Source organism: Aquabacterium sp. OR-4, assembly GCF_025290835.2.
GTDB lineage: Bacteria > Pseudomonadota > Gammaproteobacteria > Burkholderiales > Burkholderiaceae_C > Pseudaquabacterium.
In genome coordinates, this window is record NZ_JAOCQD020000002.1 from 440,041 (window position 1) to 465,611 (window position 25,571).

General features: G+C 69.0%; 26 protein-coding genes and 1 riboswitch. Of the genes, 14 read left to right on the plus strand and 12 right to left on the minus strand.

The window, feature by feature from the left end; genetic code table 11:
- Positions 1–64 precede the first annotated feature (64 nt).
- The gene (locus N4G63_RS14160; RefSeq protein WP_260786120.1) at positions 65–853 is read left to right on the plus strand and encodes an enoyl-CoA hydratase; all 789 of its coding nucleotides are present in this window, start codon (positions 65–67) and stop codon (positions 851–853) included.
- An 89-nt stretch (positions 854–942) separates the two neighbouring features.
- Here N4G63_RS14160 and N4G63_RS14165 read toward each other — a convergent pair whose 3' ends face one another.
- The 4 genes from N4G63_RS14165 to N4G63_RS14180 form a co-directional block, all read right to left on the minus strand.
- Positions 943–1,101 (minus strand): DUF3149 domain-containing protein, encoded by a 159-nt coding sequence (locus N4G63_RS14165; protein WP_260786121.1) that lies wholly within the window; start codon positions 1,099–1,101, stop codon positions 943–945.
- A gap of 379 nt (positions 1,102–1,480) precedes the next feature.
- On the minus strand, positions 1,481–2,542 hold the full coding sequence (locus tag N4G63_RS14170; RefSeq protein WP_260786122.1) for a 6-phosphofructokinase: 1,062 nt from the start codon (positions 2,540–2,542) through the stop codon (positions 1,481–1,483).
- An 83-nt stretch (positions 2,543–2,625) separates the two neighbouring features.
- Positions 2,626–4,170, minus strand: a complete 1,545-nt coding sequence (locus tag N4G63_RS14175; RefSeq protein ID WP_260786123.1) for a S10 family peptidase — start codon at positions 4,168–4,170, stop codon at positions 2,626–2,628.
- A gap of 30 nt (positions 4,171–4,200) precedes the next feature.
- A complete protein-coding gene (locus tag N4G63_RS14180; protein ID WP_260786124.1) occupies positions 4,201–5,199 on the minus strand; it encodes a threo-3-hydroxy-L-aspartate ammonia-lyase in 999 nt (332 codons plus the stop codon).
- Between the two features lie 418 nt (positions 5,200–5,617).
- Here N4G63_RS14180 and N4G63_RS14185 point away from each other — a divergent pair, with 418 nt between their 5' ends.
- Positions 5,618–5,854 (plus strand): hypothetical protein, encoded by a 237-nt coding sequence (locus N4G63_RS14185; RefSeq protein WP_314599841.1) that lies wholly within the window; start codon positions 5,618–5,620, stop codon positions 5,852–5,854.
- A 39-nt stretch (positions 5,855–5,893) separates the two neighbouring features.
- Here N4G63_RS14185 and eda read toward each other — a convergent pair whose 3' ends face one another.
- Entirely contained in the window at positions 5,894–6,529 is a 636-nt protein-coding gene (gene eda / locus N4G63_RS14190; RefSeq protein ID WP_260786126.1) for a bifunctional 4-hydroxy-2-oxoglutarate aldolase/2-dehydro-3-deoxy-phosphogluconate aldolase, read from the minus strand.
- Positions 6,530–6,581: 52 nt separating this feature from the next.
- Positions 6,582–8,414, minus strand: a complete 1,833-nt coding sequence (gene edd, locus N4G63_RS14195; protein WP_260786127.1) for a phosphogluconate dehydratase — start codon at positions 8,412–8,414, stop codon at positions 6,582–6,584.
- Positions 8,415–8,626: 212 nt separating this feature from the next.
- Here edd and N4G63_RS14200 point away from each other — a divergent pair, with 212 nt between their 5' ends.
- Positions 8,627–9,268 (plus strand): gamma-glutamylcyclotransferase, encoded by a 642-nt coding sequence (locus N4G63_RS14200; protein WP_260786128.1) that lies wholly within the window; start codon positions 8,627–8,629, stop codon positions 9,266–9,268.
- A gap of 50 nt (positions 9,269–9,318) precedes the next feature.
- Here N4G63_RS14200 and N4G63_RS14205 read toward each other — a convergent pair whose 3' ends face one another.
- On the minus strand, positions 9,319–9,957 hold the full coding sequence (locus tag N4G63_RS14205; RefSeq protein ID WP_260786129.1) for a nucleotidyltransferase family protein: 639 nt from the start codon (positions 9,955–9,957) through the stop codon (positions 9,319–9,321).
- Positions 9,958–10,193: 236 nt separating this feature from the next.
- On the opposite strand from N4G63_RS14205, the gene pdxH reads away from it, so the two are divergent.
- A complete protein-coding gene (gene pdxH, locus N4G63_RS14210) occupies positions 10,194–10,832 on the plus strand; it encodes a pyridoxamine 5'-phosphate oxidase (protein WP_260786130.1) in 639 nt (212 codons plus the stop codon).
- 14 nt (positions 10,833–10,846) lie between these two features.
- Here pdxH and msrA read toward each other — a convergent pair whose 3' ends face one another.
- Both msrA and N4G63_RS14220 read right to left on the minus strand, forming a co-directional pair.
- Entirely contained in the window at positions 10,847–11,377 is a 531-nt protein-coding gene (msrA, locus tag N4G63_RS14215) for a peptide-methionine (S)-S-oxide reductase MsrA (RefSeq protein ID WP_314599842.1), read from the minus strand.
- Positions 11,378–11,728: 351 nt separating this feature from the next.
- On the minus strand, positions 11,729–13,291 hold the full coding sequence (locus N4G63_RS14220) for a UbiD family decarboxylase domain-containing protein (protein ID WP_260786132.1): 1,563 nt from the start codon (positions 13,289–13,291) through the stop codon (positions 11,729–11,731).
- A gap of 263 nt (positions 13,292–13,554) precedes the next feature.
- Between N4G63_RS14220 and N4G63_RS14225 the strand changes: the two genes are divergently transcribed.
- From N4G63_RS14225 to ribD, 10 genes are all read left to right on the plus strand, one after another.
- Positions 13,555–14,448, plus strand: a complete 894-nt coding sequence (locus N4G63_RS14225) for a lytic transglycosylase domain-containing protein (RefSeq protein WP_260786133.1) — start codon at positions 13,555–13,557, stop codon at positions 14,446–14,448.
- 24 nt (positions 14,449–14,472) lie between these two features.
- Positions 14,473–14,602, plus strand: a riboswitch (ZMP/ZTP riboswitch).
- Between the two features lie 66 nt (positions 14,603–14,668).
- Complete coding sequence (glyA, locus tag N4G63_RS14230; protein WP_260786134.1) at positions 14,669–15,919, plus strand: serine hydroxymethyltransferase; 1,251 nt, start codon at positions 14,669–14,671, stop codon at positions 15,917–15,919.
- 86 nt (positions 15,920–16,005) lie between these two features.
- Complete coding sequence (nrdR, locus tag N4G63_RS14235) at positions 16,006–16,449, plus strand: transcriptional regulator NrdR (RefSeq protein WP_314599843.1); 444 nt, start codon at positions 16,006–16,008, stop codon at positions 16,447–16,449.
- 260 nt (positions 16,450–16,709) lie between these two features.
- Positions 16,710–17,213, plus strand: a complete 504-nt coding sequence (locus tag N4G63_RS14240) for a GspH/FimT family pseudopilin (RefSeq protein WP_260786136.1) — start codon at positions 16,710–16,712, stop codon at positions 17,211–17,213.
- Between the two features lie 38 nt (positions 17,214–17,251).
- Entirely contained in the window at positions 17,252–17,833 is a 582-nt protein-coding gene (locus N4G63_RS14245; RefSeq protein ID WP_260786137.1) for a type IV pilin protein, read from the plus strand.
- Positions 17,833–18,423: a pilus assembly FimT family protein gene (locus N4G63_RS14250; protein WP_260786704.1), complete on the plus strand. Its 591-nt coding sequence runs from the start codon at positions 17,833–17,835 to the stop codon at positions 18,421–18,423. Before N4G63_RS14245 ends, N4G63_RS14250 begins: the two co-directional genes overlap by 1 nt.
- Positions 18,420–19,142, plus strand: a complete 723-nt coding sequence (locus N4G63_RS14255; protein WP_260786138.1) for a PilW family protein — start codon at positions 18,420–18,422, stop codon at positions 19,140–19,142. The genes N4G63_RS14250 and N4G63_RS14255 overlap by 4 nt, the downstream gene beginning before the upstream one ends.
- A gap of 32 nt (positions 19,143–19,174) precedes the next feature.
- A complete protein-coding gene (locus N4G63_RS14260; RefSeq protein WP_260786139.1) occupies positions 19,175–20,455 on the plus strand; it encodes a pilus assembly PilX N-terminal domain-containing protein in 1,281 nt (426 codons plus the stop codon).
- Between the two features lie 4 nt (positions 20,456–20,459).
- Positions 20,460–21,800 carry a hypothetical protein gene (locus N4G63_RS14265; protein ID WP_260786140.1) on the plus strand — a complete coding sequence of 447 codons (1,341 nt, stop codon included), beginning with the start codon at positions 20,460–20,462 and terminating at the stop codon, positions 21,798–21,800.
- Positions 21,797–22,933, plus strand: coding sequence for a bifunctional diaminohydroxyphosphoribosylaminopyrimidine deaminase/5-amino-6-(5-phosphoribosylamino)uracil reductase RibD (gene ribD, locus N4G63_RS14270; protein ID WP_314599844.1), 1,137 nt, complete (start codon positions 21,797–21,799; stop codon positions 22,931–22,933). The genes N4G63_RS14265 and ribD overlap by 4 nt, the downstream gene beginning before the upstream one ends.
- 83 nt (positions 22,934–23,016) lie before the next feature.
- Here the strand turns inward: ribD and N4G63_RS14275 are convergent, their stop codons facing one another.
- The 3 genes from N4G63_RS14275 to N4G63_RS14285 form a co-directional block, all read right to left on the minus strand.
- A complete protein-coding gene (locus N4G63_RS14275; protein ID WP_260786141.1) occupies positions 23,017–23,238 on the minus strand; it encodes a hypothetical protein in 222 nt (73 codons plus the stop codon).
- Between the two features lie 747 nt (positions 23,239–23,985).
- Positions 23,986–25,230: a type II toxin-antitoxin system HipA family toxin gene (locus N4G63_RS14280; protein ID WP_314599845.1), complete on the minus strand. Its 1,245-nt coding sequence runs from the start codon at positions 25,228–25,230 to the stop codon at positions 23,986–23,988.
- Complete coding sequence (locus N4G63_RS14285) at positions 25,227–25,556, minus strand: helix-turn-helix transcriptional regulator (RefSeq protein WP_260786144.1); 330 nt, start codon at positions 25,554–25,556, stop codon at positions 25,227–25,229. The genes N4G63_RS14280 and N4G63_RS14285 overlap by 4 nt, the downstream gene beginning before the upstream one ends.
- Positions 25,557–25,571 lie beyond the last annotated feature (15 nt).

Below are 25,571 nucleotides of genomic sequence, written 5' to 3' on the forward strand. Positions count from 1 at the left end.
CCGCGACAGCCACTCGCAGATCCGGCTGGCAGCATCGGCCGGCTTTCAAATGCTGGAGACCGCCTTGGCCGTTGATGCCCCCGACACCGACCTGATCCTCACCGAGATCGACCCCGCCGGCTTTGCCGTGCTCACGCTGAACCGGCCGCAGGCCATGAACGCGCTGTCGCGCGCGCTGATGCGCGACCTGGCCAGCGCCATCGACCGCCTCAGCGCCGACGAGCGCGTGCGCGTCATCGTGCTCACCGGCGCCGGCCGCGCCTTCAGCGCCGGGCTCGACCTGAAGGAGATCGGTGCCGGTGAAGGCTCGCTCGGCTCGGGCCAGGCCAGTGCCGACCCGGTGGCGGCTATCGAGCGCTGCCCCAAGCCGGTGATCGGCGCCATCAATGGCGCGGCAGTCACCGGCGGCTTCGAGCTGGCACTGGCCTGCGACGTGCTGCTGGCCAGCAGCGCCGCGCGTTTTGCCGACACGCATGCGCGGGTGGGGGTCTCGCCGGGCTGGGGCCTGTCGCAACGCCTGTCGCGCGCCATCGGGCCGTACCGCGCGCGCGAGGTCTCATTCACCGGCAACTGGGTCAGCGCCGAGCAGGCCGCCGAATGGGGCTTCGTCAACCGCGTGGTGGCGCCCGAGGCGCTGCTGGACAGCGCCCGCGCCCTGGCGCGCGACATGCTGGGCACGCTGCCCGAGATGCTGCTGCGCTACAAGGCGGTGATCAACGAGGGCTACCGCCTGCCCTTTGGCGAAGGCATGGCGCTTGAAAAAGGCCGCGCCCGCGAGTTCAACGCCCAGGTCACGGCCGATGGCGTGGAGCAGCGCCGCGAGGCGGTGCGCGCCCGCAACCGGGGCGGCTGACCGGGCTGGCCGGCGCGCCTGCCTGCTGGCGGCGCGGCACAGGCGGTGCAGCGTCGGCAGCGCCGCGCTGGCGCCTGCCGCGCGGCAGCTCAGCCGGCCAGGCGCTCGCGCTCGGCGCGCTCGCTGTCTTCCTTGATGTGCCTGGCAAAGAAGCGGGCGTAGAACACGCCCATGCCCAGCGTGATCACGATCACCGCGGCACTGAGCAGGCCGTAGTCGGTGGTGAAAAAGTCCTTGAGGGCGTGCATGCGCTTGCTCCTGGGTTGGCAGATGCACCGATCTGACGCCGGCCGGCCCGGGCCGCGCTTGCGCTGGCTCAAAACCGCGCCCGGCGGGCGAAAAAAAGCCCCCGGGGGTTTGACCTGCTCCCGGGGGCAATGCTCCTCATCGCTGCCGTGACCCCACGGCCGGCACAGTCCGGATCGGCCGAACCGCGCATGCGCAGTGCTCTCACGACAAGCAGAGACTACGCCGCGGCGGGGCCGCTGGCATCCGGGCAAATGCAGGGGGCCGGCACGGGAACTTGCCAGCGCGGCAAGAGTCCACAGCCCACCCGCGTTTGGCGGGCCCTCGAGCTAGGGGGGCCAGCCAGCATCACGGCGCCACCGCCCCGGCCCTGTGGCCGTGTCAGGTGCCCAGCGACACGCCCAGGCCGCGCGCCGCGGCCAGCAGCGGGTGATCCACCGGCACCGGGCGGTTGCGCCCGGCCACCGCCTCCAGCGGCACGCTGGCAATGCCGGCGCCCGCCAGCGTGACCATGCGGCCCCACTGGCGCTGTGCCACCAGCTGCGCCGCGGCATAGCCAAAGCGCGTGGCCAGCACCCGGTCAAAAGGCGTGGGCGAGCCGCCGCGCTGCACATGGCCCAGCAACGTGGCGCGCACCTCGCTGTGCAGCAGAGGCTGCAGTTGCTGCGCCAGCACCGCGCCCACGCCGCCCAGGCGCAGCGGGTCGGGGCTGTCGGCCAGGGTCTGCGCCACCACCAGGTCGCCACCCTCGGCCTTGGCGCCCTCGGCAACGCAGATCAGCGTGCACAGGCCTTGCGCCTCGCGCGCGCGGCAGGCCTCGGCCACGGCCTGCAGCCGGTAGGGCAGTTCGGGCAGCAGGATCACGTCGGCGCCGCCGGCCATGCCGCCTTCCAGCGCAATCCAGCCGGCATAGCGGCCCATGGTCTCGAGCACCATCACGCGGCCGTGGCTGCGCGCGGTGGTTTCCAGCCGGTCGAGCGCCTCGGCTACCACGGCCACCGCGCTGTCGAAGCCGAAGGTGCGGTCGGTGTGCTGCAGGTCGTTGTCGATGGTCTTGGGCACGCCCACCACCGGCAGGCCCAGCGCCTGGAAGCGGTGCGCGATGGTCATGGTGCCGTCGCCGCCAATGGCCACCAGCGCATCCAGGCCCAGCTCGCGCACATAGGCCATGGCCTGGGCCGACACATCGGCCCCGCCGGCACCGAAATAGTGGAACGGATCGCACTTGTTGTGCGTGGCCAGGATGGTGCCGCCCTGGGCCAGGATGCCGGCCACGGCCGGGCGATCGAGCGGCTGCACCTCGCGTTCGATCAGGCCCAGAAAGCCGCGGCGGATGCCGGTGACGCGGGCGCCGCATTCGTTGATCAGCGCCAGCGTGACGGCGCGGATCACCGCGTTCAGGCCCGGGCAGTCGCCGCCGCCGGTGAGGATGCCGACATGCACGTGAGGTCTCCCTGGAGTGGATGGGGGTCAGGCGCGCGGCACCCGCCCGCACGGGTGGCCGGGCGCGCCGGCCGGGCCGCCGATCAAGCCGCGCTTCGGCCGGCCAGCCAGGCCGCCAGATCGCTGGCCAGCAGCGCCAGGTCGGCCCGGCGGGTGTACATCATGTGGCCGGCATCGTAGTAGCGGTGCGTGACACGCGCCAGCACCTCGGCGGGCGCGTCCAGCTGGGCGAGCGACCAATCGGTGGCCGAGTACGGCGTGCCCAGGTCGTAGCGGCCGCTGGCCACGAACACGCGCAGGTGCGGATTGCGCCGCAGCGCGCGCGCCAGGTCGTCGCCGGTGCTGGTGAAGCCGTTGGCCTCGATGCGGCCACCGCCCTCGCCAGCGCTGCCGCGACGCCATTCCCAGGCCCGGTTGACCTCGCCGTTGAGCACCTCGTAGCGTTGCTCGAGCGGCAGGCCCAGCTGGCCGAACCAGGCCATGGCCGCCGTGGTGTACGGGATCGAGATGCCCTCGATGCCGGGGTCGAAACTCATCTGCCGCTCGCGGCTGGCGGCCATCGGTGCGGTGGCCCGCGACTCGAGCCGGCCCACCACGCGGCCACGCTCGCGCAGCGCCTCGACGAAGAACTGGCTGTCGGTGATGCGCAGGTTGCTGGCTTCCACCAGCGCCGGGCTCAGGCCGGTGAGCTCGGCCAGGCGACGCGCGATGCGGCTGCGCCGGCGCGCATCGAGCCGCGCGCCGGCGTGCAGCGCGGCCACGTAGTCGTCGGCCACAAAGGCCTCGGCCGCCGCGCGGGCCGCCTCGGGCGAGGCGCCCGGCGCGCCGCGCAGGCTGCCGTGGTACTGCGCGGTGACCGCGTAGCCGGGCAGAAACAGTGCATGCGGCAGGTCGTTGCGGGGGGCGAACACCAGGCTTTGCAGATCCATGGCGCACGACACCAGGATCACGCCATCGAAGGCCAGGCCCAGGTCGAGCATGCGGTCGGTGAGCGCCGCGCCGCGCGTGGTGCCATAGCTCTCGCCGGCCAGGTACAGCGGCGCGCCAAAGCGCCGGTGCGCGGCCAGCCAGCCGCGCATCACCTCGGCCAGCGCGGCCACATCGCCGTCCACCGACAACAGCTTCTTGCGCGCCGTCTCGCTGGCGCTGATCGACCAGCCGGTGTGCGGGGGATCCAGAAACACCAGGTCGAAATGCGCCAGCCAGCTCAGCGGGTTGTCCTCCACCGCCCAGGGCGAGGGGCCGAGGTTGCCGTCGTCCTGCACCGGCACACGCTTGGGGCCCAAAGCGCCCAGCTGCAGCCAGATCGACGACGAGCCCGGCCCGCCGTTGAACGCAAAGCACACCGGCCGCTGCGGCGCGCCCTCGGCCTGCGGCACCACGTAGGCGGTGGCCAGCACCGCCGCCTGCGGCTCGCCCGCCTCGGGGCCCAGGCCATCGCCCAGCACCGGCAGGAACGCGGCGTGCACCTGGTAGGCCAGCGTGCGGCCGTCGGCCAGCGTCAACTGGTCGTCGCGCGTGGCAGCCGGGCGCGCCAGCAGGGCCTCGACCCGCGCGCGCTGGCGCCGGGCAGCCTCGCCATCCTGGGGCACGGGGTGGGTGGTGTCGGGGTGGGTGGTGTCGGTCATCTCGAACGCCTTGCTGGCAGCGTTTGGCGCTCAGCGCGCCAGGTACTGGGCATATCGCGCCAGGTCGACATTGCCGCCCGACACGATCACGCCCACCCGCGCGCCACGCAGGCCCAGCGCATCCAGCGCGCCGGGCGCCAGCGCGGCAGCCGCGGCCAGGCAGCCGGTGGGCTCGACCACCTGCTTCAAGCGCTCGGCAAAAAATCGCATCGTCTGCACCAGCTGCGCGTCGCTCACCGTGACGATGCGCTCGACCAGCGCCTGGATCACCGGAAAGGTGAGCCGGCCGCTGGCCTGGGTTTGCGCGCCGTCGGCAATGGTCTGCGGCACGGCGATCTGCACGATCTCGCCGCGCGCCAGGCTTTGCTGGGTGTCGTTGCCGGCCTCGGGCTCGACGCCGATCACCCGCAGCCCCGGCAGCATGGCGCGGCCGATGGTGGCGCTGCCCGACAGCAGGCCGCCGCCGCCCAGGCACACCAGCAGCGCATCCAGCGGGCCGGCGTCGTCGATCAGCTCGAGCGCGGCCGTGCCCTGGCCGGCCATCACATGCGGGTGATCGTAGGGCGGGATCAGGGTCATGCCGCGCTCGGCCGCCAGGCGCGCGCCGATGGCGTCGCGGTCTTCGGTGTAGCGGTCGTACAGCACCACCTCGCTGCCGGGCTGGCCGGCCTGGTACTCGCGCGTGGCGGCCAGCTTGGCGGCCGGCGCGTCCTGCGGCATCGCGATCACCGTGGGCATGCCCAGCAGGCGCCCCGACAGGGCCACGGCCTGCGCATGGTTGCCCGAGCTGAAGGCCAGCGCGCCGGCGCGGCGCTGCGCGGGCGTGAACTGCACCAGCGCGTTGTAGGCGCCGCGAAACTTGAACGCGCCCATGCGCTGCAGGTTCTCGGCCTTGAAGAACAGCTGCGCGCCGCTCAGTTCGTCGGCCGTGCGCGAACGCAGCACCGGTGTGCGGTGGGCCACGCCACGCAGGCGTTGGGCGGCGGCCAGGACATCGGCCGGCTGGATGGCAAGCGGGGGAGCGGGCATGCGGCAAGCATAGCGGCAGCTTCACGGCGGCCGCGGCTCACCGGCCGCTCATTGGTCGCTCACCTGCCGCTCACCGGCACGCCAACAGCACAGACCGCGGGCAACAGGCGCCGGCACGCGCCGGCACGCGCCGGCACCCGCCCCATTGCAGTGCATGGCGTCTCGGCTTGCGCCCCATCCGGCGGCTGCCCGGCACCCGGCCTTGCCAGGCGCCGGCGGGCCTACCCAGCAGGCGCATGGCCGCCATGCATGGACGCTCATCTGACGCACTAGCGGCGGCCTGCGCCAAAGCACTCATCAACGCACCCGCCAGAGCACTCGCCTGTGCACCCACCAGTGCACCCACCAGAGCTCCCACCCGCACAGCCACAGCCTGGCACCGAACCTGCAATGGCCGGTGCATCCCATGCCTGCCCTGATGCCCCTCGACGCGCCTCCCCTGCCCGCCTTGTCGCCCGACGAGGCCGAGGCGCTGTCGGAGTTTCGCTGGCTGATGGTCGGTGACGGTCACGATGTGGACCTGGACCGCCTGCGCCACGACCGCGCCTATGCCCGCGGCTGCCTGGCGCTGGCGCGCGGCTCCACCACCCCTGCACTGCAGGGCGCGGCGGCCCGGCTGGCGCCCTGGCTGCGGGCCCGGCTGCCACCCGGCTGAGCCACGCGCCCGGCGCGCCGCAGCGGCCGGGCCTGCGCGTCAGCCGCGCAAGGCGTGGGTGGCCCGGGCCAGCGCCGTGATCCGCCCCCAGTCGCCCGCGGCCACCGCATCGGCCGGGGTCAGCCACGAGCCGCCGCACACCTTGACGTTGGGCAAGGCCAGAAACTGCGGCGCGGTCTCGGGCGTCAGGCCGCCCGTGGGGCAGAACACCACGTCGGGAAAGGGCCCGCCCAGGGCCTTGAGCATGGCCACACCGCCGGCCTGCACGGCCGGAAAGAACTTCAGAAAGTTCAGGCCGTCGGCCTGGGCCGCCATCACCTCGCTGGCGGTGGCCACACCGGGCAGCAGCGGCAGGCCGATGCGGCGACAGGCGGCGCCCACCTCGGCGGTGTAGCCCGGGCTCACCGCAAAGCGGCTGCCGGCATCCAGTGCGGCCTGCGCATCGGCGGCCGAGCGGATGGTGCCGGCGCCCACGATGGCCTCGGGCAGCGCCTTGGCAATGGCCTCGATGCACTGCAGCGCCACCGGGGTGCGCATCGTCACCTCCAGCACCTTGACGCCGCCGGCCAGCAAGGCCTCGGCCAGGGGCACGGCGTCCTGCACGCGCTGCAGCACGATGACGGGGATCACGGGGCCGTGGCTGGCCAGGCTGAGGGTATCCAGGGGCGTGCTCATGAACAGCTTCCAGTCAGGGTGGTGCGGTGGGGGAATGGGGCGGCGCTGCGCGTCACAGCCAGGTGACCGCGCCTTCTTCGGCGCTGCGCACGGTGCGGCGCAGGCCGCCAAACAGGTCTCGGCCCAGGCCATGGGCGTTGTCCTCGGCCTGCTCGGGGCTGATGGTGGCCAGTGCGCGGGCCGCCCAGTCGTCGGCCGGCACCAGGGCCTGCAGCGTGCCGGCCACGGCATCCAGGCGGATCAGGTCGCCATCGCGCACCCGGGCCAGCGGGCCGCCGGCCAGCGCCTCGGGGCTCACATGGATGGCCGCCGGCACCTTGCCGCTGGCACCGCTCATGCGGCCGTCGGTGACCAGGGCCACGCGATGGCCCTGCCCCTGCAGCACGGCCAGCGGCGGCGTCAGCTTGTGCAACTCGGGCATGCCGTTCGATTGCGGGCCCTGGAAACGCACCACCACCACCACGTCGCGGTTCAGCTCACCGGCCTTGAAGGCGGCCTGCATCGCCTCCTGGCTGGTGAACACCCGCGCCGGGGCCTCGATGATGTGGCGCTCTTCGGGCACGGCCGAGACCTTGATCACCGCGCGGCCCAGGTTGCCGGCCAGCAGCTTGAGGCCGCCGCTGGGCGAAAACGGCGCCGCGGCCGGCCGCACCACGCCGTCGTCGCCACTGGTGGCGGGCGTGGCGTGCCAGGCCACGCCCCCGGCATCGGCCAGGCGCGGCACCTGGCCATAGGCCGCCATGCCGCCGCCCAGCGCGTCGGGGGCCACGGTGGCCACGTCGCCATGCAGGTGGCCGGCGTCGAGCAGTTCGCGCAGCACGAAACCGGTGCCGCCGGCGGCCTGGAACTGGTTCACGTCGGCGCTGCCGTTGGGGTACACGCGGGCCAGCAGCGGCACCGCGGCCGACAGTTCGGAGAAATCGGTCCAGTCGATCAGGATGCCGGCCGCGCGCGCCACCGCCACCCAGTGGATCAGGTGGTTGGTGCTGCCGCCGGTGGCCAGCAGCGCGACCATGGCATTGACGATCACGCGCTCGTCCACCAGGCGGCCGATGGGCGTGAAGCGCGGGCCCTTCTCACTGATGGCCAGCAGCGCGCCCACCGCCTCGCGGGTGAGCGCCTCGCGCAGGGGCGCATGCGGGTGCACGAAGGCCGCGCCGGGCACATGCAGGCCCATGGCCTCGAGCAGCATCTGGTTGCTGTTGGCCGTGCCGTAGAAGGTGCAGGTGCCGGCACCGTGGTACGCCGCCTGCTCGGCGGCCAGCAACTCGTCGCGGCCCACCAGGCCCTGGGCGGCGCGCTCGCGCACCTTGGCCTTGTCGTTGTTCGACAGGCCCGAGGCCATCGGCCCGGCCGGCACGAACACGCACGGCAGGTGCCCGAAATGCAGCGCACCGATCAGCAGGCCGGGCACGATCTTGTCGCAGATGCCCAGCAGCAGTGCACCGTCGAACACATCGTGGCTCAGGGCAATGACCGTGCCCTGGGCAATGGCGTCGCGCGAAAACAGGCTCAGCTCCATGCCCGGCAGGCCCTGGGTGACACCGTCGCACATGGCCGGCACGCCGCCGGCCACCTGCACCGTGGCGCCACGGCGCTGCGCCTCGTCGCGGATGATGGCCGGATAGCCCTCGTAGGGCTGGTGTGCCGACAGCATGTCGTTGTAGGCCGTCACCACCGCCAGATTGGGCGCCCGCTCGGCCACGATGCGCAGGCGCTCGTCACCCGGCATGGCGGCAAAGGCATGGGCCACATTGGCACAACCCATGCGCTGGGCGCCCGGGGCGCGGCCGGTGAGCCGGTCCACCCGGGCCAGGTAGGCGCCGCGCAGCACGGCGCTGCGTTCGCGGATGCGCTGGGTGACCTCGACGAGGTGGGATTTCATGCCGGCTCCATGTAACAAGCACTCCAATTATTGAGTAACTGGGTTACATGGTCAAGACGGCAAAGCGGTGGCCGGCGGGCTGCGCCGGCAAAACCGGCCCGGCTGAATGCGACCAGGCCAGATGCGCAAGGCCACGTGCAGCCAGGCCAGGTGCAGTCAGGCCACATCCAGCCATGCGGATGCCGGGCATGCTTCTGGCATGCTTGCCACCCATGCATGCAGGCGACCGCCCGGCCCCGCCCAGCCTCAGCCCATCACGCGCGCTGCCCAGCCCTGGCCGCGACAGCGCGGCGCTGCTCGAGCGCACGCGCGTCGAATGGGGTGGCCAGAGCGACCTGTGGGTGTTTGGCTATGCCTCGCTGATCTGGCGGCCCGAATTCGAGTCGACCGAGCACCGCCCGGCCGTGGTGCGCGGCTGGCACCGCGCGTTTCGCATGCGCTCACGCGTGAACCGGGGCACGCCCGAGCGGCCCGGCCTGGTGTACGCGCTGGTCACCGGCGGCATGTGCCGCGGCATGGTCTACCGCATCCCGCGCGAGCGCGCCTCGGCCGAGCTTGACCGCCTGTGGCTGCGCGAAATGCCCACCGGCGTGTACGACCCGCGCTGGCTGCGCTGTGACACCACGGCCGGAACGGTGGCGGCGCTGGGCTTCACGCTCAGCCGCAAGAGCCCCAACTTCACCGGCCCGATCGCCGACAGCGAGATGCTGAACATCCTGCGCCACGCCCACGGCCGCTACGGCAGCACGCTGGACTACCTGGTGCACACCGCCGAAACCCTGCACCAGCACCGCATGTGCGACCGCGAAAGCGCGCGCCTGCTGGCGCTGGTGCGGCGCCAGGGTCTGGCCTGATCCAGCGCCAACCGCGGCAGCGCGGCGCGCCACGCCTGCCACGCGGCGGCTCAACCTGCCGACGCGCGCCGCCCCTTGGCCACCGTGGCGCCCGGCGCACCAGCACGCACGGCCGCCAGATCGGCCTCGGTGTCCACGTCCACCAGCACGCCGGGGTCGGGCAGCTCCACCCCCAGCGAGGGGTAGCGCGCCATCACCCGCCTGGCGCCTTCGTCACCGGTGAGCGCCACCAGCTCCGAGAACAGCTCGGCGGCAAAGCCCACCGGGTGCCCACGCCGCCCTTGGTGCTGGGCATAGGCCACCGGGTGGTGCTCAAGTGCCGCGGCCACTGCCTGCAGCGTGGCCGGCTGCACCAGCGGCATGTCGCCCGGCAGCACCAGCCAGCCGGCGGCATTGGGCCGGGCGGCCACGCCGGTGGCGATGGAGTAGCCCATGCCCAGCGGTTGGCCGTCGCCCCGGCCCACCTCGGGCAGCAGCACGATGTCGCGCCGCGCCACCCAACACGCAGCCTCGGCGGCCAACGGTTCGGTGGTGACCACCAGCACCGGCAGCCGGGTCTCGATGGCATGGCCGATGGTGCGGCCCAGCACGCTGGCATCGCCCAGCTCCTGCACCAGCTTGTGGCGGGGCCCGCCGAATCGGCTGCCTCGGCCGGCAGCCAGCACCACGATGACGGTTTGCGGTTTCACTGTTTTTGGCAGCTGAGTGGCACCGGCCCCGACCTCCCCAGCCGTCGCGGATGCGTTTTTGTTGTGGTCAAGCATGGGGGCCACCGCCCACATCAGACAGTCGGACGATCACTTAAGGCCTTGCACTTAGGGTGGATCACCGAGCTTGCACCCACCTTGCACCGTGGATGAGCGGAAACCTGGCACAGGCCTGTACCGCCGCCGGGCAGCGTGTGCCAGCGCGGCATACTGTGCCGATGGATCCCCGCATTGCCGATCTCCGCAAAAGCTACGAACGCGCAGAACTCGATGAGCAGGCCGCCGCCGACCTGCCTTTGGCGCAGTTTCGCAGCTGGCTCGACGAAGCCCTGGCCGCCCAGCTGCCCGAACCCAATGCCATGACCCTGGCCACGGTGGGCAGCGATGGCCGGCCGTCCACCCGCATCGTGCTCATCAAGGGCGTGGATCAGCGCGGCATCGTCTGGTACACCAACTACGACAGCCGCAAGGGACAGGAGCTGGCCGGCCAGCGCTTTGCCGCGCTGCAGTTCCATTGGGTCGAGCTCGAGCGCGTGGTGCGCATCGAGGGCGCGGTCGAGAAGGTGTCGGACGAAGAATCCGACGCCTACTACGCCTCGCGCCCGCTCGACTCGCGCATTGGCGCCTGGGCTTCGCCGCAAAGCCAGGTGATCGCCTCGCGCGCGGTGCTGGTGGCCAATGCCGCCCGTTACGGCGCGCAGTTCCTGCTGAACCCGCCGCGGCCGCCGCACTGGGGCGGCTACCGCCTGGTGCCCGACCACTGGGAGTTCTGGCAGGGCCGCAAGAGCCGCCTGCACGACCGCATCTGCTACCGCCTGGACGGCGGCCAGTGGCACAAGCAACGGCTGGCGCCGTGACCTGACCGCGCTGCCTACGCTTTCACCCGTGCAGCAAAGCTGCGCCGGAACTTCTCCACCTTGGGCGCCACCACAAAGCTGCAATAGCCCTGGTGCGGGTGATTGGCAAAGTAGTGCTGGTGGTAGTCCTCGGCACGGTGGTAGTTGGCCAGCGGCTGCAGTTCGGTCACTACCCGGCCGCCGAGCGCCGCCTGGCATTCGTCCAGCACCTGGCGCGCGATGGCCTCATGGGCCGGCTGCTGCCAGTAGATGCCCGAGCGGTACTGCGGACCGACATCGTTGCCCTGCCGGTTGAGCGTGGTCGGGTCGTGGATGGTGAAGAAGATCTCCAGCAGCTCGCGCAGGCCGATCACCGCCGGATCGAAGCGCAGCTGCACCACCTCGGCATGGCCGGTGTCGCCCTGGCACACCTGCTCGTAGCTCGGCATCGCCACATGGCCGTTGCAATAGCCCGACTCGACCGCAGCCACGCCGTCAACCTGCTCGTAAACAGCTTCCAGGCACCAGAAACAGCCGCCACCCAGGGTGATGGTCTCGAGGCTCATCGCGCAATCTCCATGCAAAGTGCCGCGCGATTGTGTGGCGCCTGCACGGGCCACGCCGAGCCAGAAAGCGAAACCCCTCCGGACCTTGCGGCGCCGGAGGGGCGGGTGGCCGATGGCCACCATGTGGGGATCCGGAGAAAGCTCGTCCGGGGCCCCGTTTCACGCAGCGACTGCGTGAAGGGAGGTACCTTCATCGAAGGCAAGGCAACCTTACTCCCAGCCGCGCCCGAGTTCAAGCGGAGATTGCAGCTGGCGCGCAATGCTTGCCTGCAAGGCCGGCGCGCACGGTCTGCCGGCATGCCCGGGCCTGGCGCCAAGCGGCCCGGCACGGCGCCAGGCCGGGGCCCGGATTCAGGCCGTTCGCCCGGCCATCACCGCGGCAAACACCTGCTCGATGCGGCCGGTGACCTCGGCCGGCATGGTGATGGTGCGGCCCCATTCGCGGTTGGTTTCGCCGGGCCACTTGTTGGTGGCATCGAGCCCCATCTTGCCGCCCAGACCACTGACCGGCGAGGCAAAGTCCAGGTAGTCGATCGGCGTTGAATCCACCAGCGTGGTGTCGCGCACCGGGTCCATGCGCGTGGTGATGGCCCACATCACGTCTTGCCAGTTGCGGATGTCGACGTCGTCGTCGGTGACCACGATGAACTTGGTGTACATGAACTGCCGCAGGTAGCTCCACAGCCCGAACATCAGCCGCTTGGCGTGCCCCGGATAGGCCTTCTTGATCGAGATGATCGCCATGCGGTAGCTGCAGCCCTCGGGCGGCAGATAGAAGTCGACGATTTCTGGAAACTGCTTGCGCAGGATCGGCACGAACACTTCGTTCAAGGCCACGCCCAGCACCGCGGGCTCGTCGGGCGGCTTGCCGGTGTAGGTGCTGTGGTAGACCGGATCGCGCCGGTGCGTCAGGCGGTCGATGCGGAACACCGGAAACCAGTCCTGCTCGTTGTAATAGCCGGTGTGGTCGCCATAAGGCCCTTCCAGCGCATGCAGGTAGCCGCCGATCTCCTTGACCGGCACGCCGTGCGCGCTGCGGCCGGCGTAGCCGGGCTCGGCCACCGGGATGTGGCCCTCGAGCACGATCTCGGCCGTGGCCGGCACCTGCAGCAGGCGATCGCCCTCGCCCACCGAACAGTCCACCAGTTCAGTGGCGCTGCCGCGCAGCAGGCCGGCAAACTGGTACTCGCTCAGCGAATCCGGCACCGGCGTCACCGCGCCCAGGGTGGTGGCCGGATCGGCGCCCAGCGCCACCGCCATCGGGAACGGCCGCCCGGGGTTGGCGCGCGCGAAGTCGCGAAAATCCAGCGCCCCACCGCGGTGGGCCAGCCAGCGCATGATCACTTCGCGCGGGCCGATCACCTGCTGGCGGTAGATGCCGATGTTCTGGCGCAGCCGGGGGCGTGCCACCGACTGCGGGCCGCGCGTGACCACCAGGCCCCAGGTGATCAAGGGCGCCGCGTCACCGGGCCAGCAGGTCTGGATCGGCCAGCGGGCCAGATCGATCTCGTCGTGCCATTGCTCGACCTCGCGGCAGGGCCCGTCGCGGCGCCGGGTGGGCTTCATGTCCCACACGGCTTTGGCCAGTTGCACGAAGCGGCCCGCGTCTTTCAGCCCTTGCGGCGGCTCAGGCTCCTTCAGTTGCGACAGCAGGATGCCGATGTCGCGAAGTTCGTGCACATCGGCCGCGCCCATGCCCAGCGCCACCCGCCGCGGCGTGCCGAACAGATTGGCCAGCACCGGCACCGTGTGCCCGGTGGGCTGGCTGAACCACAGCGCTGGCCCGCCAGCGCGCAGCACGCGGTCGGCCAGCGCGGTCATCTCCAGCGCGGGCGAGACCGGCGCGCTCACGCGGCGCAACTCGCCCTGGGCCTCCAGCTGGGACGCGAAATCGCGCAAATCCCGGTATTTCATAATTCGAAATGAATAAGAGACGAAAGTCTTATGCTTGACTGGTTATTTCGACGCTTCCTAGAATCTCTCTAGACCCGATATCTAGGGTAAACCCGCGCCCCGTTGTGCCAATGGCCCGAGCAGGGCGCAACGCTGCCAAGTCCAGGTCTGCCGCCACTCCGGTGGCGTTGGCAGATGCCTCGGACGATTATCGGCCTCCCCCCGACACCCTTCTCCGCAACCCGGGGTCTGGGCGTCGCCGACGGCCGGAAGAAAGGATGCCCATGACAGCGATTGCGAAGCTGCGCGCCACCGGTTCCACCTGCCTGGCCTCGGCCCAGGTGTTTGTGCGCGACATCGGCGCCGGCCTGCTGGAAGTCAGCCACAACTCGCTGGCCTTGCTGGGCCTGGTGGTGCTGGGCATCGCGCTGTTTGCGGGCGGTCGCGACGATGTGCGCGATGCCGTGGAGCGCCACACCCTCGATTGGCTGCTCGCCCGCCAGGAAGCGCGCGAGCCGGCCGCCGTGGCGCCCGAGCTGATGGAGCCCGACGCCGTGGCGCGCGCCACCGCCGCCGACCCCAAGGCCTTGCCGCGCCAGCAGGCGGCCGTGGCTGGATGGCTGTCGCGCCGCTACCGCGTGGCCCCCGAGCCGGTGAGCCGCCTGGTGCAGGAAGCCTGGAGTGTGGGCCAGCGCATGGGCCTGGACCCGACGCTGATCCTGGCCATCATGGCCATCGAGTCGAATTTCAACCCCTTCGCGCAAAGTGCCGTCGGCGCCCAGGGCCTGATGCAGGTGATGACCCGCGTGCACGACGACAAGTACGAGGCCTTCGGCGGCGTGCGTGCGGCGTTCGATCCGGTCAGCAACCTGCGTGTGGGCGTGCTGGTGCTCAAGGAATGCATCGCCCGCGCCGGCGGCCTGGAAGCCGGCCTGCGTTACTACGTCGGCGCCGCCAACCTGGCCGACGACGGTGGCTACTCGGCCAAGGTACTGGCCGAGCAAAGCCACCTGCGCAAGGTGGCCGAGGGCAAGACGGTGGCCTTCAATGCGCCGCTGCCTGCCGCGGTGCCGGTTCCGGTGGCGCCTGCCGCCAGCGCACTGGAAACCGACGCCACCGTCAAGACCCCGGCGCCCGCTGCCGAAACGGCCGACGAGCGCGTGGCCCTGCTGCGCTGAGCCGATACGAAGCCGCTAGAATTCGAAGCCTCGCGCAACTGGCGATCAGGGCCCCTGCGGCCCGAGGTGGATTGACCACCGGGAAGCGCGAGCCGCCAGATGCCACAACACCCGTGGCGCCTGGCGATGTCAGCCGTTCGCCTGGGCAACCCGTCAGCGCACCACCGATGCACGGTGGCCGCGCCGGGTCTTCACCGCACCGTTGAAGAGGATGCCCTTCATGTTCGACCGTTCCCAATCCACCGTGGCCAACGTTGATCCGGCGCTGTGGGCCGCCATCCAGGCCGAGAACCAGCGCCAGGAAGATCACATCGAGCTGATCGCCAGCGAGAACTACACCTCGCCCGCCGTGATGCAGGCCCAGGGCTCGCAGCTCACCAACAAATACGCCGAGGGCTACCCGGGCAAGCGCTACTACGGTGGCTGCGAGCACGTGGACGTGGTCGAGCAACTGGCCATCGAGCGCGCCAAGCAGCTGTTTGGCGCCGAGTTCGCCAACGTGCAGCCCAACAGCGGCTCGCAGGCCAACCAGGCGGTGTTTTTCGGCCTGCTGCAGCCCGGCGACACCATCATGGGCCTGAGTCTGGCCGAAGGCGGCCACCTGACCCACGGCATGCCGCTGAACATGAGCGGCAAGTGGTTCAAGGTGGTGAGCTACGGCCTGAACGCCGACGAGGCCATCGACTACGACGCGATGGAGCGTCTGGCGCACGAAACCAAGCCCAAGCTGATCATCGCCGGCGCCTCGGCCTATGCGCTGCGCATCGATTTCGCCCGCTTCGCGCAGGTGGCCAAGGCGGTGGGTGCGTATTTCATGGTCGACATGGCGCATTACGCCGGCCTGATCGCCGCCGGCGTATACCCCAACCCGGTGCCGCATGCCGACGTGGTGACCACCACCACCCACAAGACCCTGCGCGGCCCGCGCGGCGGCCTGATCCTGATGCGCGGCGAAGACATCGCCAAGAAGATCAACTCGGCCATCTTCCCCGGCATCCAAGGCGGCCCGCTGATGCACGTGATCGCCGGCAAGGCCGTGGCCTTCCAGGAAGCGCTGACGCCCGAGTTCAAGACCTATCAGGCGCAGGTAGTGCGCAACGCTGCGGCACTGGCCAGCACCCTGGTCGAGCGCGGCCTGCGCATCGTCTCCGGCCGCACCGAGAGCCATGTGATGCTGGTTGACCTGCGCCCCAAGGGCCTGACCGGCAAGGAAGCCGAGGCCCTGCTGGGCAGCGCCCACATGACCTGCAACAAGAACGCGATCCCCAACGATCCGCAAAAGCCCATGGTCACCAGCGGCATCCGCCTGGGCAGCCCGGCGATGACCACGCGCGGCTTCAAGGAAGCCGAGGCGGTGAAGGTGGCGCACCTGATCGCCGATGTGCTGGACCGGCCGAACGACCAGGCCAGTCTGGCGGCCGTGCGCGACCAGGTGTCGGCGCTGGCACGTGCCTTCCCGGTCTACCGATGAGCCGCCGGTGCGCGCTTGTGCAGGCTGCTGACGTTTGGCCATCCGACCGCCAGGCGCTATGCGCCGGCCAGGCAGGCTGAGCCGCGATGCGCTGCCCGTTCTGCGCGCACCATGAAACCCAGGTGGTTGAAACCCGGGAATCCGACGAAGGCGATGTCATCCGTCGCCGGCGCCGCTGCCTGACCTGCGACAAGCGGTTCACCACCTACGAACGCGCCGAGATCGCGCTGCCCGCGGTGGTAAAAAAAGACGGTGCACGGGTCGAGTTCGATCCCGCGAAGCTGCGTGGCTCGATGATGCTGGCCTTGCGCAAGCGGCCGGTCAGCATGGAGCAGGTGGATGCCGCGATCGATCGCATCCAGGAAAAACTGCTGGCCAGCGGCGCCCGCGAGGTGCCCACGGCCCGTGTGGGTGAACTGGTGATGCGCGAGCTCAAGCGCATGGACAAGGTGGGCTATGTGCGCTTCGCCTCGGTCTACCGCAGCTTCGAGGATGTGGACGAGTTCCGGCAGCTGATTCGCGACATCTGATGCCCCGGCATCGGATCCGCTGTATCCCCACCTGGTCCCCCGCCCCTCCCCCGCGCCCCGCCTCCCCCGGATGGGGGCCTGACCGACTCCCTCCCGAAGCCCCCACGGCCTACCCCCGCGCGGGCGACGCGGCGCTGGCGCGCGATTCCTAAAGTGTGTGCATCCCATCCCCACCAGGAGCACACATGTCCCGATTCACGGCATCCCTGCAAGGCTTCGGTCAATCTGCCTGCCACCGTCAGGCTGGCCGTGGGCTGACCATGGTGGAACTGCTGTGCAGCCTGTGCATCAGCGGTGGGCTGGTGGCCGGCACGGTGCCAGGCCTGCGGGAGTTTCACCAGGGCGAGACACTCAGGTCGGTGGCTGCGGTGCTGGAAACCGACCTGCAGTACGCCCGCTCGCTGGCACGCACCCAGGACCGCAGCGTGCGCCTGGCACTGCAGACCCCGGAAGACGGCGGCGCCTGCTATGTGATCCACAGCGGCCCGGCCGGTGCCTGCACCTGCGATGCGCAAGGCGTCGCACGCTGCACGGGCGAAGCCGAAGCGCTGCGCGTGCAACCGCTGCTGGCATCGGCCGGCGTGCGCATCAACGCGGGCAGCCGCAGCATCGTGTTCGATGCCGGCAAAGGCACCGTGACCCCCACGGCCACCTTCGTGCTGGCCGACAGCCAGGGCCGGGCCGTGCACCAGGTAGTCAACGTGCTGGGACGGATCCGATCCTGCTCACCCAGCGGCCTGAGTGGCTACCGCCGCTGCAGCTGATGCACGGGACGCGTCGCGGCACACCACCACCGCCAGGCGTGAACTACGCACACCCCGCGGTCATGGGGAAATCCGACCAGCGGCGCCTGGCCGGCGACGGGCGGCGCCGGCCCTGGCCCTTTGTCCGCGTGCATCGCCCGATAATTTCAGCCATGTCAGGAATGCTGCTCTGTCCACCGCGCCGCCGCGGCTTCACGCTGATCGAGATGCTGATCACGCTGGCGGTCGTCGCCATCCTGGCCACGGTGGCCTGGCCGACCTACCAGAATGCGGTGCGCAAGGGCCGGCGCGCCGATGCGATGGCCGCCATCGCCCAGGTGATGCAGGCCCAAGAACGCTGGCGCAGCGAGCGCACCAGCTACAAGACCGACATGTCCGGCTTGTTGCCCAACAACCGCACCGTCTCGGCCGACGGCCATTACGCCATATCGCTGGCAGACGGATCGGTCACTGCCACCGGCTACACGGTTCTGGCCACGGTCCAGAGCGGTTCGCCTCAAGCCTCTGACAGCGTGTGCGCCACCATGCGGGTGGTGGTGGCCGGAGGCAGCATCACCTATGGCTCGCTCAATGCCAGCAACGTGGCCAACGCCGCACCCGACCCATGCTGGATCAAGTGATGAATCGCCAGCCCGGCACACAGCCAAGCCGTGGACTGACCATGACCGAACTGCTGATCACGATGGCGGTGTCGGTCATTCTGCTGGCGATGGCCGTGCCATCGATGTACGAGTTCGTCATGCGCAAGCGGGTGCAGGGTGCTGCCGACGAACTGATCGGCGATCTGCGATTTGCGCGCTCGGCCCAGGTGCGAGACAACCGCGACATCGCGGTGAAGTTTGGGCGAACAGGGAGCGAGACCTGTTATGTGGTGTACCAACCCACATCGCGCCTGGACTGCGACTGCACGGCAACGCCGGTCTGTGAGTCACGGGGACCGGCCAGTGCGATCGAGCTGAAGACCGTGCGCTTGCCGATCAGCGCCGGGGTCAAGATCTTGCCGGCCAATGGCTCTGACACCAAACTGGTCTGGGATCTTGTCACGGGTCTTGCGAAAGACAACGTTGCCATCAACGTCGAAGTGTTGGCGGCGTCAGGTGGCACGGTTCGCATCACCACCTCGGTGACTGGCCGCCCGCAAATTTGCTCGGTGAGCGGACACCAAGGTGCATACCCGGCCTGCCAGACCCCCACGCCGTCTCCGTCATGAACGCAAACCTGTCTCGCCCCGCCAAGCGCCAACGCGGCGTGTCGCTTGTCGAGTTGATGGTCGGTGTGACCATCGGCTTGTTCATCCTCGCCGCCGCGACCTTGGTGGTCACCAGCCAGTTGGGCGACAACCGCCGCATGCTGCTCGATGCACAACTGCAGCAGGACATGCGCGCCACAGTCGACATCGCGATGCGTGATATTCGTCGCGCAGGATATTGGGGTCGAGCCTGGGGCAGCGTCTGGTCTGATTCGGTGGCCGAAGCCTTGGGCAACCCGTATTCGACGGTGTCTGCGAGCCGCAGCGAAAGCGCAGGAGACTCCATTGAGTATGACCGGTCGACTGACGAAGACGTTGCTGCCCAACGCGGCACTGACAACAACACGGTCGACAGCAACGAACGGGTTGGTTTTCGACACAACCCGACTGCCGGCACCGTGGAAATGCGCATTGGCGAGGACAACTGGCAGACCTTGACTGACGCCACAGTGATGAAGGTCACCCAGTTCGACATCGTCTACACCTCGCGCGCCGTGCCCTTGCCGTGCGGCACCCAGTGCCAGCGCGGCCCGGTTCGCAACTGTCCGATGGATCTGATGGTTCGCGATGCCTCCGTCGTGATCAGTGCCGAAGCGCGGCACGACAGCTCTGTCAAGCGCAGCGCGCGCAGTGATGTCCGGCTGCGCAACGACCTGCTGGTTGAACGGAGCGCTTGTTGATGCGACGTCTTGTTCCCCACCAAACCCGCGGCATGGCGGCGCTCACCATGGTGATGGTGCTGTTCCTGATCATGGCCATGGTGGCCGCGTACACCAACCGCAACCTGGTTTTCGAGCAGCGTACCGCGGCCAACAGCTACCGCAGTGAGCGTGCGTTGTCCGCTGCAGATTCTGCAGTCGACTGGGCGTTGTCCATGCTCAACGGCGGACAGGTCGGCACTGACTGTGAGCTGGATTCCAACGCCGCCAGCAGCTATCGAGACACGTTGCTGGCAGTCGATGGAGACGGTCGGCTGACCCCGCGAATGGGACCAGCCAACCTCATCCTGTACTCGGGATGTATCAATGTGGATGGGATCTTGACTTGCGGCTGCCCCACCACAGCGCAACCCGCAGTCACGGTGGCCAGTGCAGTAGACCCACCCGGTAGCGCTTTCCGGGTCAACTTTTTCCAGCCCGGCGCGCAGTCGCGTGCAGGTGCCATCGGGCTCAACGTCCAGGGCTGCGGTACGCCCGGCCTGGATGGCGGCGCCTGTGTGTCGTCGGCGGTGCCGCAGGTGGATGGCCTGGCCCGTGTGATCGTTACCTTGGGCATGGTGCGCGCTTTGCCGTCGGCACCGGCGGCGGCGCTCACTGCTGCCGATTCGGTGAACGCGGCAGGGCAGGAGTTGCGCATCGGCAATCCCGATGCCCTCACCGGTTTCACGGTGCACACCGGCAACGGCATCAATGCGGCCACCACCCGGTATGCGGTACCGGCCGGCTCGGCCGGTACAGGCGTGATCGACAACGACCCCAATCTGCGCGAACGCGTCTTGACCAACCTGGCCCAGGTCGGCACCACAGCCGACACCATGTTCATTGCCACCTTTGGCATGGATGGGCCCAGCTACAGCCGTCAGCAAGCCGTGGTGCGCAAGACCTGCGACACCCCCTGCGACATGACCGATCTGGACTTCATGCTGGCGATGTTTCCGGGACGCACCTTCTGGTTCGACGGTGACCTGAACATCAATGCCGCCACCGGCCACCCATCCGGAACCATCGGCACGGTCGGCAAGCCGGCCCTGGTGATCACCACGGGCACACTGACCGTGCAGGCCGCCAATCCGATGTTCGGGCTGTTCTATGCCAGTGCCATCAACTGGAACGCTGCCGGCGCCACGGTTCGCGGCGCGGTGATCTCGGCCAGCAACTTCAACGCCACAGCCAATACCACCATCACCTACGACCCCACCGTGATCAACACCCTGGTGACGGCTTACGGCAATTTCGTACGCACGCCCGGCAGCTGGAACCGCCCGTCGTTCTAATCCCATGCGCGGCACACCTTTCAAACTTCAAGGCCGCTCAGCCGGTGTCTCGCTGGTCGAGGCGCTGGTGGCCCTGGCCGTGATGTCCTTCGGCATGCTGGCTCTCATCGGCGTGCAGAGCACGATGCGCATCAACACCGACTTGTCGCGCCAGACCACCGAGGCCGCGCGCATTGCATCGGAAGACCTGGAGTCGCTGCGCCTGTTCAACGATGTTCGGACGGTACCGGGCCAGTTCACGCCGTCGTGGGCCGAACTGACCGGCGCAGCCGGAGTCGTGACCCTGCCGAGCAACACCGGCAACGTGACGTTCACACTCAACCGGCAGCTCACGGCCTTTCCAACGCGGCCCGCCGATATGGTGGCTCGCAACATGTTGGCGGCCCAGGCCAACATCGCTCAAACCACCGTCACCTGGAAGGATCGCACCGACGAGACCCGTACCGTGCGCCTGCAAGGTGTGGTGGCTGCGGCGGCGCCGGCCTTGTCCGGCCTGCTCATGCTGCCGCCGTTCTCGGGCGAGACGGCGCGCCGCAACAATCGCCACGTGTCGATCCCGGTCAACGCCCGCGACCTGGGCAATGGCAGGAGTGCCTACAAGCCCTCCGCCAGCAGCATGGTGGTTTGGGTGTTCAACAACCTCACCGGCCAGATCAGCCAGCGCTGCACGGCAGTCTCGGCCGCCCAGGCCGACATCACGGCCGATCTGGTGGCCGAATGCCCCGCCATCGGCAACGGCAGCCTGGTGTCTGGGCATGTCCTGTTTCACCTCGCCAACCCGCCTTTGGGTGGATTCACGGCGGCGCAGGCCGAAAACCCGCAAGGCATCCCCACCGGCGAGACACCGGCCTTGGCGACGACGCCGCTGGGCATCGATTTCCTCACCCGAGTGGGTCTCGCCTCGCCGTTCACCGAGTGCTTTTCTTCGGCGGCCTACATCTCGACAGCCACCACCAGCCCGCGACCGAACGCGATCGCCTACGACTGCCTGGTGTTCAGTGAATCCACCTCGGGCTGGGGCGGCAAGCTGGACGTTGCGGTGTCGGTCTCAGGCTGGTCCGTCACCACCAACCCGGCAGCGGATGAAACGGCGCGGCGCTACCGGGTCTGCCGCTACACGCGTGCCACCACCGCCTACACCGCCAACCGCGACCACCCCAAGACCTATTGCAAGACCGAAGCTGATGCCTGCACCACCATCAGCCGGGTGACGCACAATCTTCCCAACCAGAACTTCCTGGTGCTCGCTGCCAACGGCATCTGCCCGACCGATAGCGACGACAGCACAGCGACCGGGCAGGACTCGTTCATCAACGCCAACACCCTCAGCCACCAGCCCTCGTGACCTCCCTGTTGTCAGCCGCTGATCACTGCCAGTTGTTGCGGTCGATCGAGTTGGCTGAAGCCGCCATCGGGCTGTCGGAGCCCAATCCACGGGTCGGGTGTGTGCTGCATGACGCCCATGGGCGCCTGGTGGGCGACGGCCACACCCAGCACGCAGGCGGCCCGCACGCCGAGGTGATGGCCCTGCGCGCGGCCCAATCGGCTGGGGCCGATCTGCGCGGCGGTACGGCCTGGGTCAGCCTGGAACCCTGTGCCCACCATGGGCGCACCCCCCCTTGCGCCGAAGCGCTGGTGGCCGCCGGCATTGCGCGCGTGGTGGTGGCTCTGCAGGATCCGTATCCGCAGGTCGCAGGTCGCGGCATCGCCTTGCTGCGTGCGGCCGGCGTGCAGGTCGATCTGGCCGAGCCCGGCCCGGTCACACAGGCCGCACAGGCCCTGAACATCGGTTTTCTGTCGCGAGTGCAGCGCGGACGCCCGTGGGTGCGCATGAAGCTGGCGGCGTCGCTCGACGGCCGCACGGCCCTGCCCGACGGCAGCAGCCAGTGGATCACCGGGCCGGCAGCGCGCGCCGACGGCCAGGCCTGGCGCCGCCGCGCAAGTGCCGTGCTCACCGGCATCGGCACCGTGCGCGATGACGACCCTCGCCTTGATGTGCGCGAATGGCCCATCGCGCGGCAACCGCGCCGCGTGATACTTGATTCGGGCTTTGCCACACCCGCCACGGCACGCATCCTGACCCCGCCTGGTGACGTGCTGGTGGTTGGCGCGGCCGAGAACGACAGCGCCCGACAGGCCTTGCATGCCGTGGGCGCCCGCACCCTGCGGCTGCCCGCGCCCGACGGCCGTGTGGATCTGCCCGCGCTGCTGCAGCGCCTGGCGGAAGAAGGTGTGAACGAGCTGCACATCGAAGCCGGCGCCACGCTCAACGGCGCCTGGCTTGCGGCCGACCTGGTGGACGAGTTGCTGCTGTACCTGGCCCCCAAGCTGCTGGGGCCGGGCCGCGATCTGGCGGCCATGCCAGTGCTGGCGCAGCTGGCTCAGGCCCGGCCCTGGCGCTTCATTGAATCGAGCCTGGTGCAAGACGATCTGCGTGTGCGCTTGCGCCGCGAGGGCCGCGACGACTTCTTGCGCTGAGTGCAGCGCTCCAGGCCAGGCCACCGCCCCTCACGGACGGCAAACCCTGGCTTGCCACGTCGCCCCGCACGGGCGTCAGCGCCTCAGCCGGCGTGGTTGCGGCAGACCGCCGGCTGGCGGTACTCGCGGCCCACCACGGCGCGGGCATAAAGGTAGTTCGAGCGTGCGCGGTCGCTCAAGGCGTCCAGGTTCACCTGCCCCCGGCTGTCGCAGGGGAAGGCCAGGCCCCGCCCTTCGACAAACAGCGACTCGAAACGCAGTTCGAAACCACTCACCGCCTGCGCACATTCTTCTGCTTGGCTCATCACGATCTTCCAGTCATCGCCGAAGCGTCGGCGGATGCTGCAAGACTAGGCGCCGATCGGCGATTGCGCCTTGGACGGCGGCCGGCGCCGCATGTCGGCGCTTGGCGCGACGGCGTGTCGGACAAATTCCGATGCCTGCGCTGGGCAAGTGCACGACGGGCTGCGCCCGACTGAACACACAGCGCCCCGGCCAGCCCAGCCCAGGCTGCCACCGATGGTGGCCTCCGGTGCGCCCATCGGGTCGATTCCGATGGCAGGCGGCAGTACCTGGCGCTGAAAGAGAAAAAGCCGCTGCAGGCTTTTGGCCTGCAGCGGCTTCTCAAAACGTTGGCGGAGTGGACGGGATACCCTCTCTACGCCGCTAAGCCGTTGATTCGACTGCCGTTTTTGGAACGACGGTGTAGCTTAAGCCTACCGTAGACGGGGTAGCAAATCAAGCGCTACCGTCGCAGGTTTGTCGCAAGACAATTCCCGGCCAAACGGTAGTCTATCAAGACTCCGGAGGGTACTGCGCCGACCCATTCCAGTAGGACGTTCTACGCAGGTGAGTAAACAGCTTCGGCATGCCGGCGCTCAGCCCGTCGGCCTGCCCGGGAGCACAGTCACACACACTGCAATGCCCATCACCGACACCCTCTTCTGCACCTGTCTGTACTTCGCTAAAGGCTCTGGCTTGAGCAGCCACCGTCTCCCACCCCCAACGCGTGCTCCTTTCGCAGTGCCTGTCTGCTCAGAGTCATTAGCGGGCTAGGTAAGCCAGTCGTGCTCGAAAACCTTGGCCCAGTCATCTGGGCGAGCGTCTCCGTGGGGCTCACTGTGCTGAAGGAACACCCGCCGCCAGTTGGCACGCACGTACGCCCTGGTGTGCTCGACGACCGCCCATGCCTGGGCCTCATCCAACTTGGCAAGTTGCTTCCCGGCTGCCACAAGGTTCGCACGGGTCGCCGCCCGTGAGGGCCTCTGCCCAGTGATGTCCATCCTGAACGCCGGAACGCCCTTCCGTTCGAAGAAGGGGAGTACGTCGTAGAGCGGGGACAGTTCCCAGTCACCGAGGCCGAGCTGACGCAGGCTGGTGTTCCACGGGTGGTCGTCGGTATTGCCGACCACCGCGTTCAGCACCACGCGGGCATAGAGCTCGACAGCGTCACCAGGACGCTTGAGCTTGGACCGCAGCTTCACATAGCTGCGCTTGGCATCTTCAACGTCGGAGCCTGGAACCAGGTCCAGCGCCGTTGCCGCGCTCACGCAGTGAAAGACTGGCCCCTTCAGCCCCGCGCCGCGGTCGAAGCGGTCGATGCTCAAAGCGGGTGCGTCGTTGAACCACTCGACCTTGTGCGCCGGGACCCGTATGCCCAGCTCCGATGCCAAAGTCAGCGCGGTAGCCTCGGCCACCACAGTGTCGGCGCGTTCCGAGGACTGCGCAAACTTGAGCAACACCGGCTTAGGCCTATCGCCGTCGCCTGGGTCGACGTAGAGCGACACCTTCGGGCGCTCCCCGCCCATTGCTCCGGACGACGAGTCTCTCGAAGATTCCGCGAGCGAGGCCTTGGTGACCGACTTCACAGCATCGTTGAGGGCGTCGAAAGCATCGGGCTTGTCGTTGAGATTGCCCACGAACAAAGCCCCGAACCCGTCTGCCGGCGCATACAGCAACCGCTCCCACCACCCCCAGGGCTCATCGCTCTTTGCAGCATCGGCTCCAAGGAACGAGGCTGCTCGCTTCTTCAGTGCGTCCAGCGACCACCCCGATAGCGCCACATCGCAGAAAACCGGGAATGGCACAGAGCCGACGCGCGTGAATGCCGCACGTTGTTTGTTGCGAATGCCCGTGGGGTCCAGCTCCCAGGCGTCCTTGCCCAGCGCCAGGTAGTCCGGGTCGAAAAGGAACTCCCAGCGAGCTTCCTCCTGGGTGAGCTCCCCTATGCGTACCGGCCAACGCTCTTGCGTTTGCGGATTCAGGGTCCACCGATAGACGGGGGCGCGACGAGTCATGGCACGGCCTTCTTGCGCCGCGAGCCAATGCGGGACAAGCCGCTGCGGGCGGCCTCCTGAAACGCCGAGTCTTGTGCCGCCGTTGCAAGGGCGGACTGCAGGCTCGTGTCATCCAGTGCCCAGAGCAAGCGGGCGACATCAACAAACCGCGAAGCCAGCGTGCCAGCTTCGATAGCCATCAAGGTTTGTCGACTGATGTCCGCCCGCTCCGCCAGTTCAGCTTGGGTAAGGCCTCGCGCAAGACGCATCACGCGCACGCGCATTCCCACCTCAGCCACGAACTGGGTGATTTCGTACGGTTCCGAGGCGGGGTCTCTGCTTTTCATAGAAGTATCTAAGTA

Excerpts from the sequence above, each read along its gene's own strand:
- N4G63_RS14185 (WP_314599841.1), top strand. The coding sequence starts at position 5,618 with ATGCCCCTCGACGCGCCTCCCCTGCCCGCCTTGTCGCCCGACGAGGCC.
- msrA (WP_314599842.1), bottom strand. The coding sequence starts at position 11,377 with ATGAGCCTCGAGACCATCACCCTGGGTGGCGGCTGTTTCTGGTGCCTG.
- glyA (WP_260786134.1), top strand. The coding sequence starts at position 14,669 with ATGTTCGACCGTTCCCAATCCACCGTGGCCAACGTTGATCCGGCGCTG.
- nrdR (WP_314599843.1), top strand. The coding sequence starts at position 16,006 with ATGCGCTGCCCGTTCTGCGCGCACCATGAAACCCAGGTGGTTGAAACC.
- N4G63_RS14220 (WP_260786132.1), bottom strand. The coding sequence starts at position 13,291 with ATGAAATACCGGGATTTGCGCGATTTCGCGTCCCAGCTGGAGGCCCAG.
- N4G63_RS14225 (WP_260786133.1), top strand. The coding sequence starts at position 13,555 with ATGACAGCGATTGCGAAGCTGCGCGCCACCGGTTCCACCTGCCTGGCC.
- N4G63_RS14255 (WP_260786138.1), top strand. The coding sequence starts at position 18,420 with ATGAACGCAAACCTGTCTCGCCCCGCCAAGCGCCAACGCGGCGTGTCG.
- N4G63_RS14240 (WP_260786136.1), top strand. The coding sequence starts at position 16,710 with ATGGTGGAACTGCTGTGCAGCCTGTGCATCAGCGGTGGGCTGGTGGCC.
- N4G63_RS14165 (WP_260786121.1), bottom strand. The coding sequence starts at position 1,101 with ATGCACGCCCTCAAGGACTTTTTCACCACCGACTACGGCCTGCTCAGT.
- N4G63_RS14250 (WP_260786704.1), top strand. The coding sequence starts at position 17,833 with ATGAATCGCCAGCCCGGCACACAGCCAAGCCGTGGACTGACCATGACC.
- pdxH (WP_260786130.1), top strand. The coding sequence starts at position 10,194 with ATGGATCCCCGCATTGCCGATCTCCGCAAAAGCTACGAACGCGCAGAA.
- N4G63_RS14180 (WP_260786124.1), bottom strand. The coding sequence starts at position 5,199 with ATGCCCGCTCCCCCGCTTGCCATCCAGCCGGCCGATGTCCTGGCCGCC.
- N4G63_RS14260 (WP_260786139.1), top strand. The coding sequence starts at position 19,175 with ATGGCGGCGCTCACCATGGTGATGGTGCTGTTCCTGATCATGGCCATG.
- edd (WP_260786127.1), bottom strand. The coding sequence starts at position 8,414 with ATGAAATCCCACCTCGTCGAGGTCACCCAGCGCATCCGCGAACGCAGC.
- N4G63_RS14285 (WP_260786144.1), bottom strand. The coding sequence starts at position 25,556 with ATGAAAAGCAGAGACCCCGCCTCGGAACCGTACGAAATCACCCAGTTC.
- N4G63_RS14280 (WP_314599845.1), bottom strand. The coding sequence starts at position 25,230 with ATGACTCGTCGCGCCCCCGTCTATCGGTGGACCCTGAATCCGCAAACG.
- eda (WP_260786126.1), bottom strand. The coding sequence starts at position 6,529 with ATGAGCACGCCCCTGGATACCCTCAGCCTGGCCAGCCACGGCCCCGTG.
- N4G63_RS14265 (WP_260786140.1), top strand. The coding sequence starts at position 20,460 with ATGCGCGGCACACCTTTCAAACTTCAAGGCCGCTCAGCCGGTGTCTCG.
- N4G63_RS14200 (WP_260786128.1), top strand. The coding sequence starts at position 8,627 with ATGCATGCAGGCGACCGCCCGGCCCCGCCCAGCCTCAGCCCATCACGC.
- N4G63_RS14175 (WP_260786123.1), bottom strand. The coding sequence starts at position 4,170 with ATGACCGACACCACCCACCCCGACACCACCCACCCCGTGCCCCAGGAT.
- N4G63_RS14275 (WP_260786141.1), bottom strand. The coding sequence starts at position 23,238 with ATGAGCCAAGCAGAAGAATGTGCGCAGGCGGTGAGTGGTTTCGAACTG.